Origin of the sequence: Alicyclobacillus vulcanalis (genome assembly GCF_900156755.1) — a bacterium.
In the GTDB taxonomy this organism is placed as follows: Bacteria; Bacillota; Bacilli; order Alicyclobacillales; family Alicyclobacillaceae; genus Alicyclobacillus; species Alicyclobacillus vulcanalis.
The window spans coordinates 254,235-270,533 of the sequence record NZ_FTOO01000002.1 but is presented as its reverse complement, the minus strand read 5'-3'; the positions used below and the strand labels follow the sequence as shown (position 1 = coordinate 270,533).

Genomic DNA, 16,299 nt, shown 5'->3' with positions numbered 1-16,299 from the left:
CGGGTTCACAGGCCGGCTTTCGCAAGAACGTCGCGCACGTACGCCTGGGTCTCTGGGTACGGAGGAATGCCCTCATACGCGTCCACCGCCCCGGGACCCGCGTTGTACGCAGCGAGCGCGAGCGAGACGTTGCCGCGATAGCGCGCGATTAAGTCGGCCAGGTAATGGGCGCCTGCGTCGAGGTTCTCGGCCGGATCGTACGGATTCACTGCGCCGTAAGCGGAAGCGGTGTCCGGCATGAGCTGCATGAGTCCCATGGCGCCCGCGGGCGACGTGGCGTTGGGGTCTCCGCCCGACTCCTGCTCCATCACGGCTTGAAGCAGGGATGGCGGCAGGCCATACTTCTGTGCCGTCTGCTCGACGAGCGCGCTCCAGGCATCGGCGGATGCCGCCGGTGCGGAGGACAGGGCGGGCTCGGCGGGTGACGAGGCGTCGGCGGGCGACGGCGCGGTTTCGCTTGGCGCCATCGGCCACGCTGCCCAGGATGGCCAAGACGGGCTCGTTTCCGCAGGCGGCGTCGCGGGCGCCTCCGCAGCAGGCGCGCCACTCGTCACCGCAGGCGCTTCGGCGGCCGCCGTGTACAGGGCGAAGGCCTCCGCAAACGATTGCTGCGCGTCGGGCGCTCCTCCCTGCGATGGGCCTGGCGTCAACGCGTACGACACGCCGCTTGCCGCCTGCGGCCACGTGACGAGGTCCCCGTTCATGAACAACACCTCCATTCCTCGTGCCGCGTGAGGCGGCTTCGTTCAACTTGGTTCCCAGACAAACGATTCGCGGTCCATGTCGTCGGCTCCTGCTCATCTTTCTCCCCTACCTTCGTCATAAGTTTGGACAATTGGGCGTAGGCTGTAGAGGACAGAAACTCTACGTGAAGGAAGGAAGCGCAGATGAAGACGACATGGCAGCAAGCGCGGCGGCGGCTGAAGCAGGGCATTTCCGTCGCCATCTTCCTGACGTTGCTTTTGGGTGCGAGCGGCACCGTGTTCAGCGTGGTCTCCTCGATCATGAGCCATCTCGGCACCAGCGTTCCCAGTGTTCAGGTTGCGGGCGGATCGAGCACGGTCGGTGTTCCCAGCGCCTCGGGCGGATTCAATGCGGACGTCCCCGCACCTACCGGCCTGTCCGGCCAACAGCCCGCGCTCGAGTACTCGAATCCTGCGCCGACGGTCGTCGTCGCGGGCAACGGGCCGTCGCCCGATCCAGAGGACGCTGCCAACAGCGCGCTCGCAGCCGCCATGGACACCGGCGGGGTCTACGTAGGCCAAAAGGTCAGCCATGTGTTTGGCTCGGTGCTGAAGAGCGTGTTGAACGCGTTGTTTTTGAATACGAACTGACCCGGAGGTCGCCATGCCATCTCTGCGCGAGAAGCGCCTGCGCGGCGCCTTAGAGCTTGAGTTGTTTTCGGTCGGATGGATCACGTGCGAGGCCGTGTTCTCGGCGATCGCGGCCTACCGCGCGGGCAGCCTGGCGCTCTCCGCCTTCAGCGTCGATAGCGCGATTGAACTCGTGAGCGGCATGCTCCTCGTGGTGCGGCTGTATGCGGAAATTCACACCGGCGCCAGTATGGACAGGCGCCACCCATTGGAGCGGTGGACAAGCGCGTTTGTCGCCCTCTGCCTGTTTGCGCTCGCGGCGTACGTCGCTGTGAAATCGGGGCAGGCCATTCGGCTGCAAACGGGCCCGTCCGTCACCTGGCTCGGACTCGCAGTCGCCCTTGCCTCCAGCGTCATCACGCCGTGGCTGGCGGTGGAGAAACTTCGTTACGGCCAACTGCTCGACAGCCCTGCCTTGTGCGGCGACGCCATGTGTTCCTTCACCTGTGGCTACATGTCGTGGACGCTCTTGGCGGGGGTCGCGTGTAACGACATGTTCCACTGGTGGTGGGTCGATCCCCTGGCCGCCTGCGGAATCCTGTACTTTGTCGTCAAGGAGGCCTGGGAGTCGATGGATGCGTTCATCTCCGGAGAGGGGCACACGCACTCCCATTCGCACTGAGCCATTCGGGCGGGCGAAGTCCGTGGCGAGTCGTCGCCGCCCGTGGTATACTGGTCCATATGACATCGGCAGGCCGCGCACCGGGCGCGGTTTCTTTTGTGCATGGCCGCCTGCACCCCGCGGGCGCGCGGCCGACCGAGGGGGATGAACGTGGCAAAGGGCGAACGTCAGGAGCATATCCGAAATTTCTCCATCATTGCACACATTGATCACGGCAAGTCCACACTGGCGGATCGCATCCTGGAGTACACGGGGGCAGTCAGCCCGCGTGAAATGCAGGATCAGCTGTTGGATCAATTGGATCTCGAGCGCGAGCGGGGAATCACCATCAAGCTCCAGGCCGTGCGGCTCAACTACCGCGCGAAGGATGGGCAGGAGTACGTCCTCAATCTGATTGATACGCCGGGCCACGTGGACTTCACTTACGAAGTGTCGCGATCGCTCGCAGCGTGCGAAGGCGCGCTGCTCGTGGTCGATGCTTCACAAGGCGTCGAGGCCCAGACACTCGCCAACGTGTATTTGGCCATCGACAATAACCTCGAGATCATCCCTGTGATCAACAAGATTGACTTGCCGAGTGCGGATCCGGATCGAGTCAAGCAGCAGATCGAAGAGGTCATCGGCCTCGACGCGTCGGACGCGGTCTTGGCCTCGGCCAAGGCGGGCATCGGCATTGAGGAAGTGCTTGAGCGCGTGGTGCAGGGGGTTCCCGCGCCCTCGGGCGATCCCGACGCGCCACTCAAAGCGCTGATTTTCGACTCCCACTACGACTCGTACCGCGGCGTGATCGTCTACATTCGCGTGTTCGACGGGGCCATTGAAAAGGGCATGCGCATCAAGATGATGGCGACGGACAAAGAGTTTGAGGTGGACGAGGTCGGCGTGTTTCGCCCCAAGATGTCGCCCGTGGACCGGCTGGAGGCGGGGGAAGTCGGGTACTTTGCCGCCAGCATCAAAAACGTGCGGGACACGCGCGTGGGCGACACCGTGACGGACGCGCTGCGCCCAGCCGCCGAGCCGCTTCCGGGTTATCGGAAGATCAATCCCATGGTGTTTTGCGGCCTGTATCCCGTGGATTCCGCGGATTACGAAGATCTCCGCGAGGCCTTGGAAAAGCTCGAGCTGAACGACACGGCGCTCACCTACGAGCCAGAGACGTCGAGCGCGCTTGGCTTTGGCTTTCGCTGCGGATTTCTCGGGATGCTGCACATGGAGATCGTGCAGGAGCGTTTGGAGCGCGAATACGGCCTGACGCTCATCACGACGGCGCCGAGCGTCGTGTATCGGGTGTATCGGACGGACGGGACGATGGAAGAGATCGACAACCCGAGCAAGATGCCGAGCCCGGACCGGATTGAGCGGATTGAGGAGCCGTTTGTGCGTGCCACCATCTTCGCGCCCAAGGAGTTCGTCGGCAACATCATGGAGCTGTGCCAGGAAAAGCGAGGCCAGTTTCAGGACATGCAGTATCTCGACGACATGCGAACGAGGCTCGTCTACGACCTGCCGCTTGCCGAAATCGTGTACGATTTCTTCGATCGGCTGAAGTCGTCGACGAAAGGATATGCGTCGCTCGACTACGAATTCATTGGGTATCGGCCGTCGAATCTGGTGAAGCTCGACATTCTCTTGAACGGCGAAGTGGTGGACGCGCTGTCGTTCATCGTCCACCGGGATAAAGCGTACGAGCGCGGTCGCGTCGTGTGCGAGAAGCTCAAGGAGATGATTCCGCGCCAGTTGTTCGAGGTTCCCGTTCAAGCGGCCATCGGAAGCCGCGTGATCGCGCGGGAGACGATTCGCGCCATGCGCAAAAACGTGCTCGCCAAGTGTTACGGCGGCGACATCACGCGCAAGCGAAAGCTGCTTGAGAAGCAGAAGGAAGGAAAGAAGCGGATGAAGCAGGTGGGGCGCATCGAGGTGCCTCAGGAGGCGTTCATGGCCGTCCTGAAGATGGAGTGATGCTTGTGGAAGACCGAGAGGAGCGCCGCGCACCGCAAGCACTCTACGTGCACATCCCGTTTTGCAAGAGCCGCTGCTTCTACTGTGACTTCACGACGTTCGTCAAGTCTCCCGCGGCGATGGAGGCGTACGTGGACGCCCTGACCGCGGAGTGGGATATGATGGAATCTCCTGGGGTTCCGCTTGCGACGGCGTATTTCGGCGGCGGAACCCCGACTCTCCTCTCCGCATCTCTGCTGGATCGACTGCTCGGCGCCCTCCGGCGGCGGTTTGACTTTCAGCCTGACGCCGAGATTACGTTCGAGTCCAACCCGGACTCCATCACCCGGGAAAAGCTCCAGGTGCTTCGCCATCACGGCGTCAACCGGATTTCCTTCGGCGCGCAGGCCTTTCAGGACCACCTGCTGCAGGCCATTGGGCGGGCGCATCTGCGGGACGCGATCGAAGAAGCCGTTTGGGCCGCACATGAGATCGGCTTTTCCCACATCAACGTCGACCTGATGTTTGGCTTGCCGGATCAGACGCAGCGCGACGTGGAGGAGAGCGTGCAGGCGGTCCTTGACCTCCCGGTCGATCACGTCTCGGCCTATTGGCTCAAAATCGAGCCGGGTACCCCTTTCGCCAAATGGAATGAGATGGGGCACCTGCACCTCCCTGGGGAAGATGCGGAGGCCGAGATGTACGAGCTGGTGCGTGAACGCTTGTGCGGGGCGGGCTTCGTCCACTACGAAATCTCGAATTTTGCTCGGCCCGGCGGTGAAGCGCGCCACAACCTCGTCTACTGGCGGAATGAACCCTACTTGGCGAGCGGCGTGGGCGCCCATGGATACGTGGGCGGCGAGCGATATGAAATGGAGCGCCGCTTGACTCCCTATATGAAGGCGATCGCTCTGGGCCGCCGGCCGATCGCTTCGCGCCGCTCAGTGCCACTCGATGAGCGGATGGAGGACCAGGTGATTCTCGGGCTGCGCCTGGCGGAAGGCGTGGACGGAGATCGGTTCATGCGCCGGTTCGGGCGGCCTCTTGAGGACGTGTTTGCAGGAGTGGTCGAGCGCCTTTTGGCCGATGGCTTGTTGGAGCGGCGCGGCTCGGCCTATCGAATCCCCGACGCCTACTGGCCCGTGGCAAACGCGATTTATGAGCAGTGGATTGGGGCGGCCGACATCCATTGACAAGGAGAGACCAGATTGATATTGTCAAGGAGAGTGGCTTAGCACTCGAACGTCTGGAGTGCTAACAAGGAGGCGAGACCATGTTGACGCCCCGACAGCAGCTGATTTTGTCCGCGATCATCGAGGACTACGTCCGGATGGCGGAACCCATCGGGTCGCGGGCGCTCGCCAAACACGACGAGATTCAATTTAGTCCGGCCACCATTCGCAACGAGATGGCGGATCTGGAGGAAATGGGCTATTTGACGCAGCCACACGCCTCGGCCGGTCGCGTTCCATCGCAAAAGGGCTACCGGTTCTACGTCGACAACCTGTTGCGCTTGGGACAGATGGACCGCGAGACGGGCGAGTTTTTGAAATCGGTGTTTTCCAAGCGCATTGACGAGGTGGAGCAGGTCACCCGTGAGGTGGCGAATGTGCTCTCCATGCTCACCAAACAGACGGTCATCGTGCTCGGCCCGAAGACCGATACGGAGAAATTGCGCAAGATTGAGCTGATTCCGCTGGGCGGTGGGCGGGCCATTGCCATCCTCGTGACCAACTCTGGCCACGTCGAGACGGTCCATGTGCGCTTTGCCTCGGAGATGGAGGCGGCCGACGTGGAGAAACTGGTCCGCGTGCTGAACGACAAGGTGGTAGGCGTGCCCATCTCGGATCTGAAGCGCACGCTGTACGCCGAACTCGCGGGCGAGTTGCGGCGCACCGTCGAGCGGTTTGAGGATGCCATCGCCGTGCTCAATGAGGTGTGCCAGGTGCCGGAGCGCGAGGAGGCCGTCTACATCGGAGGCGCTTCCAACGTGCTCGCGCAGCCCGAGTTTCACGATGTGGGCAAGGCGAAGCCGATTCTCAGCCTTTTGGAACAAAACGAGTTCATCTCCAATTGGTTCCCGAAGGCGGAAAATGGGATTGAGGTGCGCATCGGCGCAGAAAACGCCGTGGTGGAGCTCAAGGACTGCACTGTGATCGCCACCACCTACCGTTTGGGTGGCGTCCCGGTCGGCCATATTGGAGTGTTGGGCCCCACGCGCATGGACTACAATCGCGTGATGCAAATTCTCTCGTTCACCTCGCAGGCGCTGACGGATTTTCTGACTCGGTTCGCGTCGAGCGGGTGAGCCCTAGGGAAAGGATGTTGTTCGTGGCGGACGATGTCGTGAAGGATCCCAACGAACAAGGGGAAGCGAAGCCGGAGGAGGCTGGCAACGACGGGTCGGCCGGCCCTGGAGAGGTCGATCCGGCCGAGATGGCGGAGGAAGACATCTCGTTTGACGCTGACTCGCCAGACGAGGAGGCGGTCGAGGCGCAGGCCGAGCCGGACCCGCGGGATGCGCAGATCGAGGAATTGACGCAGCAGCTGCTGCGCACGCGGGCCGATTTCGACAATTTCCGCCGCCGCACTCGCCAGGAGCGCGAGGAATTGGTCCAATTCGCGACCAAAAAGCTGCTTTCCGACTTGTTGCCCGTTCTCGACAACTTCGACCGCGCGATGCAGGCGCTCGAGGGCGTGGATGAGCCACAAATGAAACAGGGGATTGACATGGTGCACCGCCAGCTCCTTCAGGTTTTGCACCAATACGGGGTGACCGAGATGGACGCGGTCGGTGCACCCTTTGATCCGTCGAAGCACGAGGCCGTCATGCAGGAACAGGTGGAGGGACAGGATGCCGGCTTCGTCATCGAAGTCCTGCAGAAGGGGTATTTGTTGCACGGCAAGGTCCTGCGCCCGGCCATGGTCAAGGTCAGCGTCTGAGCTGGCGAGTGCAAAAAGCGCAGCCATCCAGTAGAGCATCCATCCGAAACCACGTCCATCATTTGGGGAGGGACGCGAAGTGGCAAAAGTGATTGGGATTGACCTCGGTACAACCAACTCGTGCGTGGCGGTGCTGGAGGGCGGGGAGCCCGTCGTCATTCCGAACGCCGAAGGCAACCGGACCACGCCCTCGGTCGTGGCGTTCACGAAGGACGGAGAACGCCTCGTTGGCGACGTCGCCAAACGCCAGGCCATCACGAATCCCGACCGCACCATCATCTCTATCAAACGCCACATGGGCACGGATTATAAGGTGACCATCGACGGCAAGTCGTACACGCCACCCGAAATCTCCGCCATGATCCTGCAGAAGCTGAAGGCCGATGCGGAGGCGTTTCTCGGCGAGCCTGTGACGCAGGCCGTCATCACGGTGCCCGCGTACTTCAGCGACAGCCAGCGCCAGGCCACGCGCGACGCCGGCCGGATCGCCGGGCTCGAGGTGCTGCGCATCATCAACGAGCCGACGGCGGCGGCGCTCGCGTACGGGTTGGACAAGGAGGAAGACCAGACCATTCTCGTGTTCGACCTGGGCGGCGGCACGTTCGACGTGTCCATTTTGGAACTCGGTGATGGCGTGTTCGAGGTCAAGGCGACGAGCGGGAACAACCACCTGGGCGGCGACGACTTCGACAACCGCATCATTCAGTACCTCATCGACACCTTTAAGAAAGACACGGGCATCGACCTGTCGAACGATCGGATGGCGATGCAGCGCCTGAAAGATGCGGCGGAGAAGGCCAAGAAGGAGCTGTCTTCGACGCTCACCACCACCATCTCGCTGCCGTTCATTTCGGCGGACGCCACGGGTCCGAAGCACCTCGAGGTGAATCTCACGCGCGCCAAGTTCGAAGAATTGACGGCCGATCTCGTCGAGGCGACGATGGGGCCGACCCGCCAAGCGCTGCAGGACGCGGGCCTGACGCCAGCCGACATTGACAAGGTCATCCTCGTGGGCGGTTCCACGCGCATTCCGGCCGTGCAGGAGGCCGTGAAGCGCCTGATCGGCAAGGAGCCGTCGAAGGGCGTGAACCCGGACGAAGTGGTGGCCGTCGGCGCCGCGATTCAGGCGGGCGTGCTGACGGGCGAAGTGAAGGACATCGTGCTGCTCGACGTCACGCCGCTTTCGCTCGGCATTGAGACGATGGGCGGTGTGTTCACGCGCATTATTCCGCGGAACACGACCATTCCGACGTCGAAGAGCCAGATCTTCACCACGGCGGCCGACAACCAGACCTCCGTCGAGATCCACGTGCTCCAGGGCGAGCGCGAGATGGCCGCGGGCAACAAGACGCTTGGCCGCTTCACGCTGAACGACATCCCGCCGGCGCCGCGCGGCGTGCCGCAAATCGAGGTCACGTTTGACATCGACGCCAACGGCATCGTGCATGTGTCGGCCAAAGACTTGGCGACGGGGAAATCACAGCGCATCACCATCACCGCGTCGAGCGGCCTCTCGAAGGAAGAGGTCGAGCGGATGATGAAGGAAGCGCAGATGTACGCCGAGGAAGACAAGAAGCGGCGCGAAGAGGCCGAGGTGCGCAACCAGGCCGATCAGCTGCTCTACCAGACCGACAAGCTCCTGCGCGATCTCGGCGACAAGGTCGATTCGGCTTTGAAGAGCGAAGCGGAGTCCAAGCAGAAGGACCTGCGCGATGCGATGGCCGGATCGGATATGGAAGCCATCAAGGCGAAGTCGCAGGCGTTGCAGGAGACGTTGCACAAGTTGTCGACGAAGCTCTACGAACAGGCGGCCCAGTCGGCTTCCGCGAACCAGGCGCAGGCGGGTGCCACGGGCACGACGGGCCAGGCGTCCGACAACGTGGTGGACGCGGACTTCCGCGAGGTGGACCCGGACAAGAAGTGACGGAGACGCATAGGATACGATAGGTTTGCATTTCGGCAGGGTGATGTGCGTGACGTCGCCCTGCCCTCGTTGTAAGATGATGTGGAGTGACGGTGGTCGTTTGGAGGGATACCGGTGAGCAAGCGAGATTACTACGAAGTTCTCGGTGTCAGCCGGTCCGCCACGCAGGAAGAAATCAAGAAAGCGTATCGGAAGCTCGCGCGCCAGTATCACCCGGATGTCAACAAGAACGACCCGAATGCTCAGCAGAAGTTTGCCGAGATCGCGGAGGCGTACGCCGTCCTGTCGGATCCGGAGAAGCGAGCGCGCTATGACCAGTATGGCCACGAAGATCCCGCGCAGAATTTTGGCGGGTTTCAGGGCCAGGCTGGGGGCCCGGGCGCCGGATTTGCCGATTTCGACCTGGGCGGCTTTGGCGACATCTTTGACATGTTCTTCGGTGGCGGTACGAGGCGAGGTCCCGTCCGCGGCCACGACCTCGAATACGAAATGGAAGTTTCGTTTGAAGAGGCGGCCTTTGGCACCCATCGGGAGATTCAGGTTCCGCGCACGGAGACGTGTTCCACCTGCGGGGGATCGGGCGCGAGACCGGGAACGAAGCCGAGGGTTTGTCAGGCGTGTAATGGCACGGGCGAGCAGCAGACCGTCACCAACACGCCGTTTGGCCGGATGATCAATCGGCGGCCTTGTCCGGTGTGCCATGGGCGCGGCCAGATTGTGGCCGAACCGTGTCCGGATTGCCGTGGACAGGGGCGGCGGCGCGTGCGGCGCAGCGTCGATGTGAAGGTGCCGCCCGGCGTGGATACCGGTACGCGCCTGCGCATGGCGGGCTACGGAGAGCAAAGCCCCAACGGTGGACCGCCGGGCGATTTGTTTGTCGTGATTCACGTGAAGCCGCATGAGGTGTTCGAGCGGGAAGGCACCAACATCTACGTCGACGTGCCGATTTCCTTTGTGCAGGCGGCGCTCGGCGACGAGATCGAGGTGCCGACGCTGGAAGGCAAGGTCAAGTTGCGGATTCCGGAGGGCACGCAGACCGGCACGACGTTCCGTTTGCGAGGCAAGGGGATTCCGAAGCTCGGGTCTCCCCTCGTGCGAGGAGATCAGCATATTCGCGTCCACGTGGTGACTCCGACCAATCTGTCGGAGCGGCAGAAGGAGCTGTTCCGCCAGTTGGCCAAGGAGCTGGGCGAGGAGACCCATGAACAGCAGCGAACGTTCATGGAGCGCGTGAAGGACGCGTTTCTTGGATGAGCATGGTTCCTTCGAGACATCGCAGGGGCCGTTGAGGAGGCTTGGCATTGCGTTGGTGGCACGTGCGCGTGCGCGTGGCGCACGAGGCGGCGGACGCGTTGTCCGCCGTATTGGAGAGCTTTCCGGACGTTCAGGGCGTGCAGATGGAGGGCATCGCGCCTTCCGAGGTCCGGCCGCCGAGGTTCGGTGAGTGGTTCGATGAACAGCTGACGCCCACCCCTGACGTGGAGGTCTCGGTGTATTTCCCGGAGACGTACGCGCGGCAGGAGGTCGAGGCGCGCATGGAAAGCGCGGTGCGCCGCGTTCGCGAGGCAGGGCTTGATCCGGGGCCGAGATCGTCGGACGTGTCTGCCGAGCTGGTGGACGAGTCCGAGTGGAAGAACGCGTGGCGCGAGCAGTATCCGCCCATTCCGGTCGGCGATTCGCTGGTGATTGCGCCCGTGTGGGCAGAGCCGGCCGAGCTTGCGCCGTTTGGCGGCCGCCACATCATCTCCATTGAGCCAGGTATGGCGTTTGGCACCGGGCATCATCAGACCACGCAGATGTGCGCGGAAATCCTGGTCGACATCGTTCGCCCGGGCATGCACGTGCTGGACGTGGGAACGGGCACCGGCGTGCTTGCCATGACGGCCGCCGTGGCCGGTGCGGAGCGCGTGGTGGCTGTGGATATCGATCCCGTCGCCGTGTCGGCTGCCAAGGAGAATGTGCGAATGAACGGGCTCGCACAGCGCGTCGAGGTGCGCGAAGGCGATCTGCTCAGCGGCCTGCAGCCCGAGGAGGCGTTCCATGTGGCGGTCGCCAACATCCTGCGCGACGTCGTCCTCGCGCTCATTCCGGACGTGCGCCATCGGCTTTTGCCCGGCGGCTGGCTGTTGACTTCGGGTTACATCGAGTCGCAGCGCGAACAGGTCGAGCGGGCGCTTGGCGATCACGGCTTTTCGATCGTGCGCCGCGCGCAGAAGGACGACTGGGTCAGCGTTTTGGCGGTGAAAAGCTGATGCTTCCGCGCCTGTTTGTGGATGAGATGGCCTCGGCGGGCGATGCGATCTGGGTGGGCGGCGAGGACGGACACCACTTTTCTCGCGTGCTACGCGCCTCTTTGGGCGAAGCGCTCGTCGTGTGCGGGCCGGGCGGCCCGTTTTTCGCGGAGGTCGCGGAGGTTCGCCCGGGAGAAATTTGCGTGCGCTTGCGCGAGCGCGCGCCTTCGCACGAACCGAAGCGATCCTTCGTCCTCGTCCAGGGCCTGGCAAAGGGCGAGAAGATGGACGTCATCGTGCAGAAGAGCACAGAGGTCGGTGCCGCCGGGATCGTCGTCTTTGAAGGCGAGCGATCCGTCGTGCGGCTTTCCGGTGAAGCGAAGGTGGCGCAAAAGCTCGCGCGCTGGCGCAAGATCGCGCGCGAGGCGGCGATGCAATCGCAGCGGGATGTCGTGCCGTTTGTCGCATGGGCACCGGCGCTTGACGCGGCGCTTGCGGCGCTCGAGGCACGCGGCATCCGCCTGGCGCTGGTGCTCGACGAAGAGGAGAAGGCAACGGGGTTTTTGTCGGCCATCCGGGATGGGGCGTTGGATGGCGGCGCGGCCATTGTGGTGGGGCCTGAGGGCGGGTTGAGCCCGGCGGAGCGCGCGCTCGCGCGAGGGGATGCGCGCTGCCGGACGGTCACGCTCGGCCCGCGCATTCTGCGCACGGAAACGGCGGGGCTGGTCGCCCTTGCCATCGCGCTCGCCGAAACCGGGGACATGGGAGGTTGAGACGGTGCCAACGGTGGCATTTCACACCCTCGGGTGCAAGGTCAACTTTTACGACACGGAGGGCATCTGGCAGACGTTCAAGCGCCGCGGCTACACGCAGGTGCCGTTTGAGAGCAAGGCGGACGTGTACGTGGTGAACACGTGCACGGTGACGCACACGGGTGATCGCAAAAGCCGGCAGGTGATCCGCCGGGCCGTGCGGACGAACCCCGACGCCGTGGTGGTCGTCACCGGCTGCTACGCGCAGATCGCGCCGGACGAGATCGCCCGCATGGAAGGCGTCGATCTGGTGGTCGGCAATGACCAGAAGTCGAAAATTGTCGATCACGTCGAACGGATGTTTGCGGAGCGGAAGCCGTATCTCGCCGTGGGGAACATCATGAAGGCCGCTGAATTTGACGAGCTCGACGTACCGAGCTTTGAGGAGCGATCGCGCGCCAATCTGAAGATCCAGGATGGCTGCAACAACTTCTGCACCTTTTGCATCATTCCGCGGGCACGGGGCCTCATTCGCAGCCGAAAGCCGGAAAACGTCATTCTGCAGGCGACGAAGCTCGCCCGCGCGGGATATCGCGAGATTGTGTTGACCGGCATTCACACGGGCGGGTACGGTGAGGACTTCGAGAACTATCGGCTCGCCGACCTGTTGCTGGACCTCGAGCGCATCGATCTGCCGTTCCGCATCCGCATTAGCTCGATTGAGGCGAGCGAGATCGACGAGCGCCTGATGGACGTGTTGCAGGCGTCGAAGAAGGTGGTGCCTCACCTCCACATCCCGCTTCAGGCGGGCTCGGATCCCGTGCTGAAGCGCATGCACCGGCATTACACGACAGCGGAGTACGCGGACAAGCTGCGCGAGCTTCGCCGCCGGCTGCCGGATCTCGCCGTCACGACGGACGTGATCGTCGGCTTTCCTGGCGAGACCGACGAGATGTTCGAGGAGACGCTCGCGTTTGTGCGCGCACAAGGCTACAGCCAGCTGCACGTCTTTCCGTACTCTCCGCGCCGAGGAACGGCAGCCTACAAGTTTCAGGATCAGGTGCCGGAAGACATCAAGAGAGAGCGCGTCGCGAGGATGATCGCGCTCGGCGAAGAGCTGCGCCGCGCGTATGCGGGGGGATTTGTGGGCCGGGAGCTCGAAGTCATCGCGGAATCCCCGCTCACGTCCGCGGATGACGACGCGCGCAAGGCGTTTGGCCATCTGCCGGAGGCGCAGCGGATGCTCGTGGGCTACGACGGCCATTACCTGCGCATGGCGTTCGAGGCGCCTGCGGGTATGCCGCTCGAGTCGATGGTGGGCGAAGTCATTCGCGTGCGCATGACCGACGTGGGACCGGGCGTGCACCGCGCGACATTCGTGGAGCAGGTCACATTTCCCGAACCGGAGGCCGAATGGGGGCGAATGACGTCGTGACGATGCGAATCGAGCGAGCGGCGGGCGGCGTCGTCGTGCGCCAGAAGGGCGGCGTGCGCGAGGTGCTGCTGATTGACGACGCGTACGGGAAGGTGTCGTTTCCGAAGGGGCATCTGGAGCCAGGCGAATCGTGGGAGCAGGCGGCCCTGCGGGAGGTGCACGAGGAGACGGGTGTCGTCGCGCGCATCGTGGGGGACGTCGGGCGCGTGGAGTATCGCATTGAGCGCGACGGAGAGCCCGTCCGCAAGCAGGTGCGGCTTTACTTGATGGTGGCCGAGGACGGATCGGAGCCGGTGCACCAGGCGGAAGAGGTGAACGGCGCCTATTTTCTCCGCTGGGAGGAGGCGATCCGGCTCCACGAAGAACGCGGATACGCGAACTGGCAGTTTGCGCTCGATAAGGCGGAGGCCTTGCTCGATTGGCGCGAAGCTCGCCTCGATGAGGCCTGGCGCGCGCTGGAATCGGATGCGCCTTGGGACGAGCTCCTTGCGGCGTGGCGGGCGGCGGAAGCGCGGGCCTTCAAGTTGGTGGAGGCTTGCCGACAAGAGTTGGCGAACGTGTTTCCGCAGCTTCAACTGCCGCAACCGCGAAGGCTCTCCCTGCCGCGCGACGTGGGCGCGGACGCGGTGAGGTCGGCCGTGGAATCCACGCTTTTGCGGCCTGAAGCGAGCGAGGTCGATGTGGAGAACCTGTGCCTCGAGGCGATGCGCGGCGACCTGCCCATGGTGTGCGTCTCGCCGCGCCACGTGCCCACCGCGAAGCGCGTTCTCGCGGGAAGTGGGGTCCGCGTCTGCACGGTGATAGGATTTCCACACGGGACGCAGACGGCCCATGCCATGCGACAGGAGGCGCTCGAAGCGGTCGCGATGGGGGCGGACGAGATCGACATGGTGGGACCCATCGGGGCGCTCGCAGAGGGGGATGTGTGGACGTATGCGCACGCGGTGCGCGCCGTGGTGGAGGCGGCGTCGGCCGCTTTGCGGCCTGTCCCGGTGAAGGTCATCCTCGAGACGAGTGCGCTTGCGGCCGACGGCGTGGTGAAGGGCGCGCTCGTGTCGGTGGCGTGCGGCGCCGGCTTTGTGAAGACTTCGACGGGCTTCCACAAAGCGGGGGCGAGGCCTGCGGACGTGGCGCTCATGGCCCTCGCGGTGGCGGGCGTCGCGCGGGTCAAAGCGAGCGGCGGCATTCGGACGCCGCGTGCGGCGATGCATCTGCTCCGGTTTGGGGCGGATCGCCTCGGCACATCTTCGGCGCTGAAGTTGCTGGAGGACGCGTGAACGATCACGCGGCGCGCGCGTCGGGAAGCATCCAGACGAGCAGCCGCGCGAACGGTCGGGTCAGTGGCCAGACGGCCAAGGTGGACAGGGCGTTGAACGCGGTGTTGGCGTTTGCGACGGCTTGACCGGGTGTTGCCGAGGCGAGGGCTATGGCGCTTGTGAACGGGTGAAGCAGGGGAAGGCATACGGCGACCCCGACCGCGTTGAGGAGCACGTGCGCGAGCGCGATGCGCTGCGCGGGGCGCGGTGTGCCGATGGCTGCGATGACCGAGGTGAGGCACGTGCCGACGTTGGCGCCGAGCGCGATGGCGACGGCGCCTTCGAGCGGGATGCTGTGCTGGCTGGCGAGCGCCATGGCGATGAGCGTGGTGGCCGTCGACGACTGCACGAGCGCGCTGAGCGCCGCGCCTGCGAGCGCCGCAAGGAGCGCATGTTGTCCGGCGGTGGCGAGCGCGCGGTGAAAGAACGGCGCGGCCGCGACGGGGCGGAGCGCGGCGCTCAGGGCCTGCAGGGCGATAAACAGGCTTGCGAAGCCGACGAGGCCTTCGCCGAGCGGCCGGTGCGCCCTTCGGGGCGACAACGACAGCGCCAGGCCGAGGGCGAGCGCGGGCAGGACGATGCCCCAGAGATTCAGGTGGAGCAGCTGCGGCGTGATGGTGGTGCCGACGTTGGCCCCGAGCACAAGGCCTAAGCCGCTCGCGAAGTCGAGACTTCCCGCCGCGACGAGGCCGACCGTGATGGCGGTCACGGCTCCGGACGATTGGAGCAGGGCCGTGCTCACGGCGCCGGTGAGGATGCCGCGCGTCGGCGTGGATGCGGCGACGCGTATGACTCGCGCCAGGCGCCCTTCCGCCATGCGTTCAAAGCCGGATCGCATGAGGCGAAGTCCGCTGAGGAAGGCGACCAGGGAAAGACAGGTCGCGAGGATGTGCGTGAGCATGCGCCTCCCTCCCGTTCCTGGGACAACCTATGCGCGCCAAAGCGAGAACATGCGGGTTTGACGAGCATTTCCTGCTGCACTATAATGGCCATAACTGATGTGTCCGGGGGGAGGGGATCTCATGTCGGAAGTCCGTCTGCGCAAGAATGAGTCCATTGACAGCGCGCTGCGCCGCTTCAAGAAGCAGATGGCCCGCGACGGCGTTTTGGCGGAGGTGCGCAAGCGCGAGCACTACGAGAAGCCTAGCGTTGCGCGCAAGAAGAAGGCCCAGGCAGCTCAACGCAAGCGCCGCCACAGCTACTGAAGCGAATTGGGAGGAAACGGTCATGGCCATCCTTGATCAGCTGAATGAGGACCTGAAGCAGGCGATGCGAGACAAGGACAAGGTCCGGCTCTCGGTCATCCGGATGGTGAAGTCGGCGGCCAAGAACCGAGAAATCGAGCTGGGCCGCGCGCTGACGGATGAAGACATGACGGCCGTCATTCAGAAGGAGATCAAGCAGCGCCGAGATTCCCTCCAGGCGTTTCAGGAAGCACAGCGGGCAGATTTGATAGAGCAGGCAGAGCAAGAGATTGCTGTACTCGAAGCGTACCTGCCGGCGCAGCTAGGCGATGACGAGATCGAACAGTTGGCCAAGGATGTGATGGCGCGGGTGGGCGCCTCCACCAAGGCGGACATGGGGAAGGTCATGCGCGAGCTGATGCCGTCGGTGCGCGGGCGCGCCGATGGGCGCCGGGTACAGCAGATCGTCGAGCGCCTGCTCGCGTGAACGAAGAGGAACCTCAGATCATATTCGGGGAGCCGTTCCGGGAGAGCGGCTCCTCGTTGCTTTCATTTGGCTTCCCCCTGAGGTGTTATGGCGG

General features: G+C 64.0%; 16 protein-coding genes. 14 read left to right on the top strand and 2 right to left on the bottom strand.

Annotated elements, in window-relative coordinates; genetic code table 11:
• Positions 1-5: 5 nt before the first annotated feature.
• The gene (locus BW934_RS03725) at positions 6-704 is read right to left on the bottom strand and encodes a lytic transglycosylase domain-containing protein (protein ID WP_076345225.1); all 699 of its coding nucleotides are present in this window, start codon (positions 702-704) and stop codon (positions 6-8) included.
• A 183-nt stretch (positions 705-887) separates the two neighbouring features.
• Between BW934_RS03725 and BW934_RS03720 the strand changes: the two genes are divergently transcribed.
• The 12 genes from BW934_RS03720 (at position 888) to deoC (ending at position 14,495) form a co-directional block, all read left to right on the top strand.
• Positions 888-1,334: a hypothetical protein gene (locus tag BW934_RS03720; protein WP_076345223.1), complete on the top strand. Its 447-nt coding sequence runs from the start codon at positions 888-890 to the stop codon at positions 1,332-1,334.
• Positions 1,335-1,347: 13 nt separating this feature from the next.
• Positions 1,348-1,995, top strand: a complete 648-nt coding sequence (locus tag BW934_RS03715) for a cation efflux transmembrane domain-containing protein (RefSeq protein WP_076345221.1) — start codon at positions 1,348-1,350, stop codon at positions 1,993-1,995.
• A 144-nt stretch (positions 1,996-2,139) separates the two neighbouring features.
• Complete coding sequence (gene lepA / locus BW934_RS03710) at positions 2,140-3,954, top strand: translation elongation factor 4 (protein ID WP_076345219.1); 1,815 nt, start codon at positions 2,140-2,142, stop codon at positions 3,952-3,954.
• Positions 3,954-5,126 carry a radical SAM family heme chaperone HemW gene (hemW, locus tag BW934_RS03705; RefSeq protein WP_234969527.1) on the top strand — a complete coding sequence of 391 codons (1,173 nt, stop codon included), beginning with the start codon at positions 3,954-3,956 and terminating at the stop codon, positions 5,124-5,126. The genes lepA and hemW overlap by 1 nt, the downstream gene beginning before the upstream one ends.
• 80 nt (positions 5,127-5,206) lie before the next feature.
• Positions 5,207-6,241: a heat-inducible transcriptional repressor HrcA gene (gene hrcA, locus BW934_RS03700; RefSeq protein ID WP_076345217.1), complete on the top strand. Its 1,035-nt coding sequence runs from the start codon at positions 5,207-5,209 to the stop codon at positions 6,239-6,241.
• Between the two features lie 14 nt (positions 6,242-6,255).
• Complete coding sequence (gene grpE / locus BW934_RS03695) at positions 6,256-6,876, top strand: nucleotide exchange factor GrpE (protein ID WP_076345215.1); 621 nt, start codon at positions 6,256-6,258, stop codon at positions 6,874-6,876.
• A gap of 79 nt (positions 6,877-6,955) precedes the next feature.
• The gene (dnaK, locus tag BW934_RS03690) at positions 6,956-8,800 is read left to right on the top strand and encodes a molecular chaperone DnaK (protein WP_076345213.1); all 1,845 of its coding nucleotides are present in this window, start codon (positions 6,956-6,958) and stop codon (positions 8,798-8,800) included.
• 114 nt (positions 8,801-8,914) lie between these two features.
• Positions 8,915-10,054, top strand: coding sequence for a molecular chaperone DnaJ (gene dnaJ, locus BW934_RS03685; protein ID WP_076345211.1), 1,140 nt, complete (start codon positions 8,915-8,917; stop codon positions 10,052-10,054).
• A 47-nt stretch (positions 10,055-10,101) separates the two neighbouring features.
• Positions 10,102-11,052 carry a 50S ribosomal protein L11 methyltransferase gene (gene prmA / locus BW934_RS03680; protein WP_076345209.1) on the top strand — a complete coding sequence of 317 codons (951 nt, stop codon included), beginning with the start codon at positions 10,102-10,104 and terminating at the stop codon, positions 11,050-11,052.
• A complete protein-coding gene (locus BW934_RS03675) occupies positions 11,052-11,804 on the top strand; it encodes an RsmE family RNA methyltransferase (RefSeq protein WP_076345207.1) in 753 nt (250 codons plus the stop codon). The genes prmA and BW934_RS03675 overlap by 1 nt, the downstream gene beginning before the upstream one ends.
• Before the next feature lie 4 nt (positions 11,805-11,808).
• On the top strand, positions 11,809-13,218 hold the full coding sequence (gene mtaB, locus BW934_RS03670; RefSeq protein WP_076345205.1) for a tRNA (N(6)-L-threonylcarbamoyladenosine(37)-C(2))-methylthiotransferase MtaB: 1,410 nt from the start codon (positions 11,809-11,811) through the stop codon (positions 13,216-13,218).
• Between the two features lie 2 nt (positions 13,219-13,220).
• Entirely contained in the window at positions 13,221-14,495 is a 1,275-nt protein-coding gene (gene deoC, locus BW934_RS03665; RefSeq protein ID WP_234969552.1) for a deoxyribose-phosphate aldolase, read from the top strand.
• 4 nt (positions 14,496-14,499) lie between these two features.
• On the opposite strand, the gene BW934_RS03660 is transcribed toward deoC, so the two are convergent.
• On the bottom strand, positions 14,500-15,435 hold the full coding sequence (locus tag BW934_RS03660) for a Na/Pi cotransporter family protein (RefSeq protein WP_076345201.1): 936 nt from the start codon (positions 15,433-15,435) through the stop codon (positions 14,500-14,502).
• Between the two features lie 121 nt (positions 15,436-15,556).
• Here BW934_RS03660 and rpsU point away from each other — a divergent pair, with 121 nt between their 5' ends.
• Together rpsU and BW934_RS03650 are read left to right on the top strand one after the other, a co-directional pair.
• On the top strand, positions 15,557-15,739 hold the full coding sequence (rpsU, locus tag BW934_RS03655; protein WP_076345199.1) for a 30S ribosomal protein S21: 183 nt from the start codon (positions 15,557-15,559) through the stop codon (positions 15,737-15,739).
• Between the two features lie 22 nt (positions 15,740-15,761).
• Positions 15,762-16,205, top strand: a complete 444-nt coding sequence (locus BW934_RS03650) for a GatB/YqeY domain-containing protein (protein WP_076345197.1) — start codon at positions 15,762-15,764, stop codon at positions 16,203-16,205.
• Positions 16,206-16,299 lie beyond the last annotated feature (94 nt).

Excerpts from the sequence above, each read along its gene's own strand:
- grpE (WP_076345215.1), top strand. The coding sequence starts at position 6,256 with ATGTTGTTCGTGGCGGACGATGTCGTGAAGGATCCCAACGAACAAGGG.
- hrcA (WP_076345217.1), top strand. The coding sequence starts at position 5,207 with ATGTTGACGCCCCGACAGCAGCTGATTTTGTCCGCGATCATCGAGGAC.
- lepA (WP_076345219.1), top strand. The coding sequence starts at position 2,140 with ATGAACGTGGCAAAGGGCGAACGTCAGGAGCATATCCGAAATTTCTCC.
- BW934_RS03650 (WP_076345197.1), top strand. The coding sequence starts at position 15,762 with ATGGCCATCCTTGATCAGCTGAATGAGGACCTGAAGCAGGCGATGCGA.
- BW934_RS03725 (WP_076345225.1), bottom strand. The coding sequence starts at position 704 with ATGAACGGGGACCTCGTCACGTGGCCGCAGGCGGCAAGCGGCGTGTCG.
- BW934_RS03675 (WP_076345207.1), top strand. The coding sequence starts at position 11,052 with ATGCTTCCGCGCCTGTTTGTGGATGAGATGGCCTCGGCGGGCGATGCG.
- rpsU (WP_076345199.1), top strand. The coding sequence starts at position 15,557 with ATGTCGGAAGTCCGTCTGCGCAAGAATGAGTCCATTGACAGCGCGCTG.
- BW934_RS03720 (WP_076345223.1), top strand. The coding sequence starts at position 888 with ATGAAGACGACATGGCAGCAAGCGCGGCGGCGGCTGAAGCAGGGCATT.
- deoC (WP_234969552.1), top strand. The coding sequence starts at position 13,221 with ATGCGAATCGAGCGAGCGGCGGGCGGCGTCGTCGTGCGCCAGAAGGGC.
- BW934_RS03715 (WP_076345221.1), top strand. The coding sequence starts at position 1,348 with ATGCCATCTCTGCGCGAGAAGCGCCTGCGCGGCGCCTTAGAGCTTGAG.
- hemW (WP_234969527.1), top strand. The coding sequence starts at position 3,954 with ATGCTTGTGGAAGACCGAGAGGAGCGCCGCGCACCGCAAGCACTCTAC.
- BW934_RS03660 (WP_076345201.1), bottom strand. The coding sequence starts at position 15,435 with ATGCTCACGCACATCCTCGCGACCTGTCTTTCCCTGGTCGCCTTCCTC.